Here is an 11,847-nt window from a genome sequence, read left to right as displayed (position 1 = left end):
GCAATTACTTTTCTGCGACAAGTTTCAATTTGTCACTTTCCTTTACCTGTTCAACAAAAACTTTGGCAGGTTTGAAGCTTGGTACAAAATGCTCGTCAATGATCATTGAAGTTCCTTTCGAGATATTACGGGCAACTTTACGTGCACGTTTTTTATTAATGAAGCTACCAAAACCTCTTACATAAAGGTTCTCACCATCCGACAGCGAGTCCTTTACCACGGTGAAAAACGATTCTAGCGTTTGTTGAACATCGCCCTTGTCTACGCCTGTTTTCTCAGAAATTTGTGCGATTACGTCTGCCTTAGTCACTTTGATTGTTTACTTTAAGTGGATATTATTTCATTTATTTACTTGCTCCTCTAAATTTTGGGAACACAAAGGTACGCTATTTTTACCTTAATTTAAAAGGATGGCATTTTCATTTTTTTTATAATCGGTTAAAAAACAGTGTACATAAGTAAAAACGTTATGCTATCTGATCATTTACAGGTATTTGATTTTAATAAAAAACTGAAATCATGGTATCTTCAAAATCACCGGCCACTGCTTTGGAGGCAAACATCTGACCCGTATAAAATCTGGTTATCGGAAATTATTCTGCAGCAGACACGCGTTGCGCAGGGTACACCATACTATGAAAAATTTATATCGGACTATCCCACCGTTTTTGACCTGGCCGCTGCGGACGAACGGGATGTGCTCCGGCTTTGGCAGGGGCTGGGATATTATTCCAGAGCACGTAATATGCATTTCACGGCCAGGCAGATCGTTGCTGAATTTGAGGGGAAATTTCCGCAAACGGCTGTGCAGCTGGCGAAACTGAAAGGTCTTGGAAATTACACGGCCGCCGCAATTGCATCTTTTGCTTTTGGTGAGGCCATTCCTGCCATTGACGGAAATGTGTATCGTGTAATGGCGAGGTTGTTTGGCATATTTACGGACACACTTAGTAATGAAGGGAAAAAGGAATTTGCTGCAGTTGCAGTTCAGCTTGTCTCACACGAAGATCCAGCTACATACAACCAGGCGATGATTGAATTTGGAGCGCTTCAGTGTGTTCCCGTTGCTCCGGATTGTAAGGTTTGTCCCTTTAACGATATTTGTTATGCTTTTAAGTTTGACATGCAGGCAAAGCTTCCTGTCAAAACAAAAAAAGCGGCCGTACGAAACAGGTTTTTTAATTATTTTATTCTTCAAAAAGGTGATCAGCTCGCTATGCAGGAGCGTAAAGGAAAGGACATCTGGAAAGGTTTATATGATTTTCTGATGACTGAATCGACAGAACTGGTTGATTCACCCGATGTCTTTTTTGATGACATCGTGATGTATAATATTCTTTCAAAAGGGCGCATCAGAGAGATCCCGAAAGTTTATCAGCACCTGCTCACACATCAAAGGCTTAATGTGAGATTTTGGTGGGTTGATATTCCAATGAATTCTGATATTAATCTGCCGGAAGGACTTTATTTTTATTCACCGGAGGAAATCCATTCGCTTCCAAAACCAATTCTGGTGGATACGGTGCTGAGGGAAGAGGATTATTTATGAGGCAGATACTTTCATGGATAGGTATCAACCGATGTATTTCCAAAGTATGATGTTACCTAAAAAGAAGATTATCGTCTGTTAATAATATTTGACTTCTATTTTACAGGAACATCTGTTATATTTAAACCTACAACAAAGTTTAATACAAGCAAGAATCATGGCAGGAAGTGTTAATAAGGTTATTCTGATAGGAAATTTGGGGGCTGATCCCGAAGTACGTTATCTTGAAAGCGGCTCGGCAGTCGCCAAATTTAATATTGCAACAACCGAAAGTTATACCAATAAAAGCGGTGAACGTGTTGATAACACCGAATGGCACCGTATCGAATTGTGGGAGGGACTTGCAAAAGTGGCCGAAAAATATCTAAAAAAAGGGAATCAGGTTTATATTGAAGGGCGTATCCGCACAGACAGCTGGACGGATAAGGAAGGGCAGCAAAGAACGGGCGTTACAATCCGCGCCAATAGTATGACGCTGCTCGGCGGACCATCGGGATCCGGTTCTGGTGGTGAGAATAGCGGGCAGGCCCAAGGTTACGCTCAGCCATCTGCACCGAGGCCCGCTCAAACACCTCGTCCTGCTGATCCGGTTCCACCTTCCATGGCATCTGGAAGTGATGATGACGATCTTCCGTTTTAAAAAAAAATATTTTTTTTTCTGTTAATTACCCGTACAATGTTACGGGTAATTTTTGTACTTAAGTAACTTATTTAGAACTTCTTAATACTTTGAACTTCAAACTGAATTTTAAAAAAAGAATAGTTTTCGCTTATCAACGAAATATCATTAGCATTTTAAGCTGTCTGTTTATTATTTCGAACGTTTCAGGACAATCTGTATTTGATTGGAATGGCAGTTATAAACTTAGTGAATCAGACTTTGCTGCCTCCCGATCAGGAACTGGCGGAGATATTTATACTATTTATGCTGCTTGTACGATCAATCTTGCTTTTCAAATGAGTAACTATGAATTTATGTTTTCGAAAAATTTTAATTCAAAAGTTACTACAACCTTTAACCGAAATGCTTCCTATATTATAGCTCCTGATAGTATTGTCAGTAAAAAACTTCTGAACTTTGCGCAGGCGGAATTTGATTTAGCTGAATTATTTGCCCGTAAATTCAGGAAATCAATGTATGAAAACAAAAAGGCTTTTTCGGATCCATCCTTTTATCAGAAGTTGTACGACAATATGCAATCTGAATATGCTGTAAAATCTTCCGAACTAGGGCAAAGTACCAATATGGGAATGGCCGAAGTAAGATTACAGGAGCAACATGTAATGATATTATCAGAAATTGATGATCTTAGAGATTTTTGCAAAGATTGCAAACCTAAAAGAAAGAAGAAGGATATCTAAGCTAAGAAGTTTCTTGGGACTGTTTAAGATGGGTGAACAATAATATTATGAACAAGATATTGATATGAAAAATTGTATTTTTTTACACAGCTGAAAATATCATAAAATTTTTGCTCAGAATCGTTACATTTATATTGTCATGGCTTATTACAAACGTTTTCCAACTTTCTGTGAAAGAAAAAACCGATAATGAAGATCCTCTTCCCCGAAAGCGTATGGGGATGCTGTATCCCCAAAAGATAAATTTCTTAACAGGCAACGATCTGTCTGAAAATCAATATTTCTGCAAGTCTGATAATTTTTGGGTAAAAGGAATTCCGCTTATTGCAGGTTTTGAAATCCCAATAAATAAATTCCTGGTTTACGACCTTAGTTTTGTAGTCTTCCTCTTTATTTTATCTCTTTTTTTCTCTGGCATACGGGCTGCATATTCTGCTGCGGGTGCGATGGAAAATCCCTGGGAAAGAAAAAGCGATACGGAAAGTCTTCTTCCAAACCGGATCCAGCAGTTGACGTTGTCACTCATGCAAAGGGCGGTCACCTTACTTGCAGTGCTTCTGGCCGCAAGACTCGCCTGGATTTATCTTCAAAACGATCCGCATAACATTGTCCGGTGGACAGCTCTGTGTTGTCTGGTACTATGGATTTGGCTGGATGCAATTGTACGTTACAACAGTGCACGTAAAGCACTGGAATTTATCCCGAGAATAGCCGGAGTTACCAGGGTTTTGGTAAAAGTTTGCAAGCCGCTCACGCAGCCCGTCATGAAAATGGGATTTGCTTTTGGCATACTCACACCCGAAGGGTCTGAAATATCCACCGAAAGATTAGAAGCAAAGGCTGAAAGTGAAGAGGAAACGGATCTTTTGCGCGGACTTGCCAATTTCCGGCAGACAAATGCGAGGAAAGCGATGCAGGCCCGTTTACACATTACAGCATTCGACATTGAAGCCAATTTCCATGAACTGATGGATAAAATCAATAAGTCGGGATATTCGCGGGTTCCTGTTTTTCGTGAAGATCTGGACCATATTGAGGGAATTTTAAATGTTAAGGATTTGCTTCCGCATTTGCATTTGAACGAACATTTCAACTGGCAGAAATTAATTCGTCCGGTTTATTTTATCCCCGAAAGCAAACGGCTGGATGACCTGATGAAAGATTTCCAGAGCCGTCGTGTGCACATGGCTATTGTTGTGGACGAATATGGAGGAACAAGCGGGCTGATCACTCTGGAAGATATTATCGAAGAAATTTTCGGGGATATCAATGACGAATATGATGAAGACGAAGAAGTAAACTATACACAGGTTGATGAAAATACCTATGTCTTTGAGGGAAAGGTACTAATCAATGATTTGTGCAGGCTATTAAATCTGGAAACAGATTATTTTGACGAAGTTCGCGGGAATAGCGAATCGCTTGCCGGGCTGCTTTTGGAATTATTTTCAAGATTACCGCGAACCGGTGAAATAACTACACACAAAGAAATTACTTTTAAAGTGCAATCGGCTGATAAAAAGCGTATTAAGAAGGTGAGAGTGCTGGTTTCGTAAGATTTTTCGACTTTTTAAATTTAGTTTCTAACTTTTTTTTGATGACATATCGCCGTGAAAGATTTACGGACATTTTTATTTCTCCAAAACTTCTTCTTAATTTTACCTGGCAAATAACTATAAATTATTTGCTATGATCACATCTCCATCCCAGGTCCTCTCTGAGGCACTTACCTACGACGACGTTCTTCTCATCCCCGGGTATTCGGAAATTCTGCCTCGCAACACTTCTACAAAAACAAAGCTTACCCGTAATATTGAACTCAACATCCCACTTGTTTCCGCTGCCATGGATACGGTAACTGAGTTTGATTTGGCTATTGCGATGGCGCAGGAAGGCGGAATTGGCATTATTCATAAAAACATGAGTCTGGAGGCCCAGGCTGAGCAGGTTCGGAAAGTAAAGCGTTCGGAAAGTGGTATGATTCTGGACCCGATTACACTGTCGGATACGGCAACTCTTGGAGATGCGCACCAGATCATGCGTGAATTTAAAATCGGCGGAATACCGGTAGTCGACAAGGATCATAAATTAATCGGGATTTTGACCAACAGAGATCTTCGCTTTGAAAAAGAAATGGCAAAGCCTGTAACAGAGATCATGACAAAACATAACCTGATAACCGCATCTGATGGTTTGTCTCTGGATGACGCGGAACAAATTCTCCAGGAGTATAAAATCGAAAAACTTCCGATCGTAGATGCACAATACCGGCTCGCAGGACTGATCACATACAAGGATATTTTAAAGAGGAAATCTCATCCAAATGCCTGTAAAGACGAATATGGCCGGTTACGGGTAGGGGCAGCTGTTGGCGTAACCGCCGATTTACTGCAAAGAGTTGAAGCGCTTGTGAAAGCCGGCGTGGATGTTATTAGCCTGGATACAGCCCATGGACATTCAAAGGGAGTAATTGATGCCCTGAAATCGGTTAAACAAAAATTCCCCAAACTGGATGTAATCGCAGGAAATATAGCAACCGGTCAAGCTGCACTGGCATTAGCAGAAGCCGGGGCTGATGCGGTAAAGGTAGGGGTTGGGCCGGGAAGTATTTGTACCACGCGAATTATCGCTGGTATTGGTGTTCCTCAGCTGACTGCCGTAATGTGGGCAGCAAAAGCTTTGGAAGGAAGTGGAGTTCCCGTAATCGCCGATGGCGGAATCAGGTTTTCAGGAGATATGACAAAAGCCCTGGCAGGTGGTGCAAGCACGATCATGATTGGCTCTATGCTCGCGGGAAGTGATGAAGCTCCTGGTGAAATTGTTATTTATGAAGGCCGGAAATTTAAGTCCTACCGTGGGATGGGGTCGGTAGAAGCAATGGAAGAAGGTTCAAAAGACCGGTATTTTCAGGATGCGGAGGAAGATGTGAAAAAGCTGGTACCTGAGGGAATCGTCGGCCGTGTTCCGTTCAAAGGAAAAGTTTCAGAAATTGTCTATCAGATGGTAGGCGGGTTGAAAGCAGGAATGGGATACTGCGGTGCAGGTGATATAGGTGCTCTACAAAAAGCGCAGTTTGTAAAAATAACTTCAGCCGGTGTACGTGAAAGTCATCCGCATGACATCATGATTCAAAAGGAAGCTCCCAATTATTCTTCGAAAGCTTGATTGGGTTGTAGCTGTTAGGTATTGGCATTTAGCTTGTTGAACTGGATGTTAGGATTACGGATAATATATGTATCAGAATCTCCTTATACAAAAAATGCCTTGCAGTTACGCGAGGCATTTTTTGTATAAGGAGATTCCAAAGTATTTGTAAGCTAAAAGCTAATTACGCTACTGTCGGTTTCGAGAATTTACTTTTTAGAAACTGAAATATCATTGGCAGAATAGAGAAACCGATGATTGCAAAAACAACCAGTTCAAAATTATTTTTAACGATATCAAAACCTCCGAAGAAGTAACCCAGAAGTGTTAACGTTGGCACCCAAAGAAATGCTCCGATAATACAGAAAGTTATGTATTTTGAATAAGTCATGCTTCCGGCACCGGCAACGAAAGGCGCAACGGTACGTACAATAGGGATAAAACGAGCCATAATTACCGTGCTGCCACCATGTTTTGCATAGAAAGCCTCCGTTTTTTCAAGATATTCTCTTTTTAGAAAAAGAATCCTTTCCCGTTTCTTAATTTCTCCGCCAAACTTTTTACCCATAAAATAGTTGACATTGTCTCCCAAAAGTGCAGCGATGATCAAAATGATAATAATCAGCCAGACATTCAGGCCGGTATCCGGATTCGCAGCAAGCGCACCCGCGGCAAAAAGAAGTGAATCTCCTGGCAGCAAAGGCATAATAACCAAACCGGTTTCTGTAAATACAATCAGAAAAAGGATCAGGTAAGTAAGTGTACCGTATTCCTGCACGATATCGAACAAGTGCTTGTCCAGGTGAAGGAAGATGTCTATAAACTGCTTAATAAATTCCATTGCTATAATTAGATGATAGTTGTATGTTTAATGTGGGTGTTTAGGATTTCGAATCAATTTTCCATTTCGACTTTGTTTTTGCATTCAGAAAGTGATTGAATGTATCCCCTCTAAGTCCCAGTCGAATCGTTTCCAGTGGTATAAGTTCAGCAGGAGCGATGTTCCCAAGGTTAACGTTAGCACCTAAAAGTTTTACAAACCAAACCTGCTGTGATTTTTGAGGGGCCTCCCACAGCATGTCTTCAAATGCTATTTCGGTCAATATTTCTTCTACCAAACCCTGACGCACTTCTCCACTTGCCCTGAAAAGTCCAACATTACCGGATTCACGGGCTTCACCAATCACTTTCCACGCCCCGGCTTCAAGTTCAGATTTGATCAGCTGAATCCATTTATAAGGAGGTATAATTTTATTTTCATCTTTCGATCCTACTTCCGAAAGTACGGTTACCTGTTGTGCAAGCGTACGAATGTATTCACATTTAACATCCTGAGCCATTTCAATGGAACCGTCCGATACCTCGGCATATTTCAGATCATACTTATCCAGCAATTTACGGTAGTCATCGAACTGGTTTCTTACTACAAAGGCTTCAAACAAAGTACCTCCAAAGTAAACCGGAATATTTGCGTTTTTGTAAACAGCAAGTTTGTCGTCAAGATTCTGACTCACAAAAGATGTCGCCCATCCAAGCTTTACGATATCAATGAAAGGAGAGGCAGTGGAAATCATATCTTCGGTCTCCCTGATACTTAGTCCCTTATCCATTACCATTGTAATGCCCTTTTCACGGGGTTTTTCTGTGCGGGCAGGAACTTGTGATAGCGTAAAATTCATATAAAGGTAAACGGTTAACTCAGGCAAAAACTCCGGCAAAGGTAGCAATAACCTTTAATACGTAGCAATTAAATCCATACAATTGACACCAAACCATAGATATATCTATGATAATTACTATTTTTCAAATATATTGATCTTTAATATAGATAACGCAACATTCCCATTTCAGATGATTGACCAACCTGATTCTTTACCGGTTATAGAAAATAAACGACTTGCTTTTTTGCAAAAGTACATTGGAGAACATATGACCGAGAGTATCTCACCCGTAGGAAGGTGGCTGAATGGGAAGCTGATAGACATTCAGGAAGGCAGTATGGAAACCGAATTTGCGGTGCGAGAAGACATGACCAATCCTCTGGGCGTTCTGCACGGCGGAATTGCTTCCACCATTCTTGATGATGTTGTCGGTACAATGGTTTACGCTTTGGGACGGGAATTTGCCTATACATCAGTTAACCTGAATTGCGATTTTCTACATGCTGCCCGGTTAGGTGAGGTAATTATAGCGAGCGCCAGGGTAATCAGGGCCGGGAGAAATATAATTCATGTGGAAGGCGTAATATTTAATGAAGAAGGAAAAATTATTGCCAAATGCGCAAGTAACCTGATACAAACAAGTTTCAAAATTCCATCCTGATCACAGATAGCCTTGCGCCTGGAGTTGAAATAATTCAGCATATTTTCCGTCCTGAATTAATAGCTGTTCGTGCGAACCATATTCTATTAACCGGCCATTTTCAAGGAAAAGGATTCTGTCAGCCATTCTGACGGTAGAAAAACGGTGAGAAATAAGTACCGCCATTTTCCCTTCAATTAAACTGGTGAAACGTTTAAAAACCTCATGTTCTGCTCTTGCATCCAATGCCGATGTAGGTTCATCCAAAACGATAAGCTGTGCGTCCCGCATGTAAGCTCTGGCCAGAGCAATTTTTTGCCACTGTCCTCCCGAAAGTTCTGTGCCGTCTTTAAATCTTTTACCCAAAACCTGCTGAAATTTATTAGGAAGATGGTCTACAACTTCAAAAGCCATGCTCATGTTGGCTGCGTTTTCAATTGCTTTGCTATCATTTTGCTGTTCGATATCTCCTACTGCAATGTTGTCTGACACCGTCATTTCGTAGCGGATATAGTCCTGAAAAATAATGCCGATATTGGCGCGAAGGTCTGCCAGCTGATAATCCAGTAAGTCAACACCATCTATAAGAATACGTCCTTCGGTCGGTTTGTAGAGGCAGGCCAACAATTTCACCAAGGTTGTTTTTCCTGCGCCATTTTCTCCAACAAGGGCCAATTTTTCACCCGGCTTAATCGAAAACGATAGATTTCGCAGAGCCCAGAATTCTGTATCAGGATATTTGAAACCAACATTTTCAAAAGTGATTCCTTTCCTAACCGGATTTGGAATCAGTTTCCCGTTTTCATTGGCAAGAATGGTTGGCCGGATTTCAAAAAAGTCAAAAAGGTCCTGCAGATACAAAGCGTTTTCAGCAATTCCGGAAAACCGGCTCATAATTCCCTGAAGCATACCATGCATTCTTTGGAAGGAGCCGGAAAGAAAAGTCATTGTTCCGACAGTAATCAGCCCGCTTAAAGTTTGTACGAGTACGAATACATATGCACCATAATAAGCAATAGTACCAATAGCGGAGAGGAAATAACCCCACGAAGCACGGCTGATCGAAATCCGGCGGTTGGCAAGGTAATATTCATCCGAAAGCGATTTGAACCTGTCGGCAAGATAATTTTCCAAGCCAAAAACCTTTACCTCTTTTGCTGTTTCAGAACTGGAACCGAGATAACGAAGATAATCGAGTTCCCTGCGCTCCGGTGTCCAGCTTCTGGTTAGGGAGTAAGTTCGTTCATTAAAATGTGTTTCTCCCAAAAAGGAGGGTATGACGGCAATAATGAGAATCAAAATCAGCCATGGGTTAAAAATGACTAAACCGGCTCCCAACGAAAGCAGTGTGACAATGTCCTGCATCTGGGCAAGGGTTTGCGACAGCAGCACGGTTCGTCCGGAAGTTTGTCTTCTGGCGCGTTCCAGTTTATCGTAAAAAATGGGGTTTTCAAACTGATAAAGGTCCAGTTTTGCTGCATGATGCACGAGATCAACAGACGTTTTGTTAGCAACCAGATCCCCCAGCAAACTATCAAACAGGTTTATGCAGCGATTAAGTAAGTCGGAAAGAATTGTCAGGCCCAGTTCAGTTCCGACTAAAGTCCAGAGATATTGATGTGAATCAGTTCGGTGATCCATTAACCGGATCACTTCATCGATTAGTTCTTTACCAACATAAAGCATAAGCAGCGGCAGGCCCGATTTGATTAAACGGAACAAGATGTTGCCAATGGTAAGTGTTTTGTTGGTTTTCCAAACCAGACGAAAGAAACGGGGAAGATTTTGTAAAGCAGAAAAGCGCTTTTTTAGTGACTGAGAGCCGGAAGAGTTGGGTTTAAGAGATTCTTTAACAGGAGGTTTCCGCAATGAATAATTAGTTAGTGACTTTGGATAAATCGATTTTGTAAAGAAAAAGTTCGTTTGACTGTTTCATCTCTAACCAGCAGGTATAACCGACTTTCGCGACCTGATTGTTTATATCGTGTTGTGACTTCTCTATCTTTGTTTTATGGAAAAGAATTTTGATTCGCTGCCGGAAAGCCGGAAGCAGCAGTTAATGGCTTTTGATCGTTTGTTGACAATCATGGATGAACTTCGTGAACAGTGTCCATGGGATCGCAAGCAAACCCTGGAAAGTCTTCGGCATCTTACAATCGAGGAAACCTACGAGTTGTCGGATGCTATTCTGGAAAATGATTTGCCTGAAATAAAAAAGGAGCTTGGTGACGTACTTTTGCATATTGTTTTTTATGCCAAAATAGCTTCAGAAGCGAAAACGGAAGGTACTTTCCAATTTGATATAAGAGATGTTTTGAACGGAATCTGTGATAAGCTCATTTCCCGTCATCCGCACATTTACGGCGATGCAGTGGCAGATACAGCGGAAGCAGTGAAGCAGAACTGGGAGAAACTTAAACTTAAAGAAGGCAATAAATCGGTTTTATCGGGTGTTCCTGCTTCCTTACCGGCGTTGGTAAAAGCAATGCGTATTCAGGAAAAAGCGCGCGGTGCCGGATTTGACTGGGATGAAAAACAGCAGGTATGGGAGAAAGTGGAGGAGGAATTGCAGGAATTTAAAGACAATTTCAATATTGAGACGGAACAGGTAATTGATCAGAAAGAAGCAGAAGGAGAATTCGGAGACCTGTTGTTTTCGCTGGTAAATTATTCAAGATTTGTAGATATAAATCCGGAAACTGCCTTGGAACGCACAAATAAGAAGTTTATAAAAAGATTTCAATATCTCGAAGAAGCGTCAAAAGCGGATGGTAAAGCACTTGGTGAGATGACATTGAATGAAATGGATGTTTATTGGAATAAGGCAAAGGAGCTGAAGATATAGCTTTACAAAATTGTTCGAAGTTATATTTCACTTGTTTAAGAGTTTCCCGATTAGAACTTGCAGGCAATTTTTTTCTTTCCGATATTCATGATTCAATAAATTCATTGACATTAATTTCTACACAAACACACATGAATTTGACAAACCGCGTTGATCAATTAGAGAACTTAGCCGTGGATAACAGCAAACAAGTTGAGATTGTGGCAAATGGAATAGCGAAGCTGACCGTGGAGACGAGAAAAGGTTTTATTGAAGTAAGACAGGAAATTGTTAAAGTGAAGGAAGAGATTACTGAGCTAAGGCAGGAGTTTAAGCAGGAAATTTCAGAAGTAAGACAGGAGGTTTCAGAAGTAAGACAGGAGGTTTCAGAAGTAAGACAGGAGGTTTCAGAAGTAAGACAGGAGGTTTCAGAAGTAAGACAGGAAGTTGCAGAAGTAAGACAGGAAGTTGCAGAAGTAAGACAGGAGGTTGCGGAAGTAAGACAGGAGGTTGCGGAAGTAAGACAGGAGGTTGCAGAAGTAAGACAGGAGGTTGCAGAAGTAAAACAGGAAGTTGCAGAAGTAAGACAGGAGGTTGCAGAAGTAAAACAGGAGGTTGCGGAAGTAAGACAGGAGGTTGCGGAAGTAAGACAGGAGGTTGCGGAAGT

At 41.1% G+C, this 11,847-nt stretch carries 12 protein-coding genes; 8 read left to right on the top strand and 4 right to left on the bottom strand.

Annotated features, from left to right (window positions below; translation table 11 throughout):
* Positions 1–4: 4 nt before the first annotated feature.
* Entirely contained in the window at positions 5–310 is a 306-nt protein-coding gene (locus E0F88_RS22990) for an HU family DNA-binding protein (RefSeq protein WP_131960636.1), read from the bottom strand.
* A gap of 159 nt (positions 311–469) precedes the next feature.
* Between E0F88_RS22990 and mutY the strand changes: the two genes are divergently transcribed.
* From mutY to guaB, 5 genes are all read left to right on the top strand, one after another.
* Positions 470–1,549: an A/G-specific adenine glycosylase gene (mutY, locus tag E0F88_RS22985; protein WP_131960635.1), complete on the top strand. Its 1,080-nt coding sequence runs from the start codon at positions 470–472 to the stop codon at positions 1,547–1,549.
* Between the two features lie 157 nt (positions 1,550–1,706).
* Positions 1,707–2,189 (top strand): single-stranded DNA-binding protein, encoded by a 483-nt coding sequence (locus tag E0F88_RS22980; protein ID WP_131960634.1) that lies wholly within the window; start codon positions 1,707–1,709, stop codon positions 2,187–2,189.
* Positions 2,190–2,506: 317 nt separating this feature from the next.
* A complete protein-coding gene (locus E0F88_RS22975; RefSeq protein ID WP_131960633.1) occupies positions 2,507–2,911 on the top strand; it encodes a hypothetical protein in 405 nt (134 codons plus the stop codon).
* 170 nt (positions 2,912–3,081) lie between these two features.
* The gene (locus E0F88_RS22970; protein WP_131960632.1) at positions 3,082–4,467 is read left to right on the top strand and encodes a transporter associated domain-containing protein; all 1,386 of its coding nucleotides are present in this window, start codon (positions 3,082–3,084) and stop codon (positions 4,465–4,467) included.
* A gap of 133 nt (positions 4,468–4,600) precedes the next feature.
* The gene (gene guaB / locus E0F88_RS22965) at positions 4,601–6,076 is read left to right on the top strand and encodes an IMP dehydrogenase (RefSeq protein ID WP_131960631.1); all 1,476 of its coding nucleotides are present in this window, start codon (positions 4,601–4,603) and stop codon (positions 6,074–6,076) included.
* Positions 6,077–6,239: 163 nt separating this feature from the next.
* Here guaB and E0F88_RS22960 read toward each other — a convergent pair whose 3' ends face one another.
* Positions 6,240–6,896: a DedA family protein gene (locus tag E0F88_RS22960; RefSeq protein WP_131960630.1), complete on the bottom strand. Its 657-nt coding sequence runs from the start codon at positions 6,894–6,896 to the stop codon at positions 6,240–6,242.
* 40 nt (positions 6,897–6,936) lie between these two features.
* On the bottom strand, positions 6,937–7,734 hold the full coding sequence (locus tag E0F88_RS22955) for a phosphosulfolactate synthase (protein ID WP_131960629.1): 798 nt from the start codon (positions 7,732–7,734) through the stop codon (positions 6,937–6,939).
* A 172-nt stretch (positions 7,735–7,906) separates the two neighbouring features.
* On the opposite strand from E0F88_RS22955, the gene E0F88_RS22950 reads away from it, so the two are divergent.
* On the top strand, positions 7,907–8,377 hold the full coding sequence (locus E0F88_RS22950; RefSeq protein WP_229213880.1) for a PaaI family thioesterase: 471 nt from the start codon (positions 7,907–7,909) through the stop codon (positions 8,375–8,377).
* Here the strand turns inward: E0F88_RS22950 and E0F88_RS22945 are convergent, their stop codons facing one another.
* Entirely contained in the window at positions 8,378–10,225 is a 1,848-nt protein-coding gene (locus E0F88_RS22945; protein WP_131960628.1) for an ABC transporter ATP-binding protein, read from the bottom strand.
* A 142-nt stretch (positions 10,226–10,367) separates the two neighbouring features.
* On the opposite strand from E0F88_RS22945, the gene mazG reads away from it, so the two are divergent.
* Both mazG and E0F88_RS33770 read left to right on the top strand, forming a co-directional pair.
* Complete coding sequence (mazG, locus tag E0F88_RS22940) at positions 10,368–11,201, top strand: nucleoside triphosphate pyrophosphohydrolase (protein WP_131960627.1); 834 nt, start codon at positions 10,368–10,370, stop codon at positions 11,199–11,201.
* Between the two features lie 131 nt (positions 11,202–11,332).
* On the top strand, positions 11,333–11,847 hold a 515-nt coding region (locus E0F88_RS33770; protein WP_374756323.1), incomplete at its 3' end, for a hypothetical protein.

Origin of the sequence: Dyadobacter psychrotolerans (assembly GCF_004349265.1) — a bacterium.
In the GTDB taxonomy this organism is placed as follows: Bacteria; Bacteroidota; Bacteroidia; order Cytophagales; family Spirosomataceae; genus Dyadobacter; species Dyadobacter psychrotolerans.
Note: the sequence above shows the minus strand (reverse complement) of the source record. Positions and strands in the feature narration are given on the sequence as shown.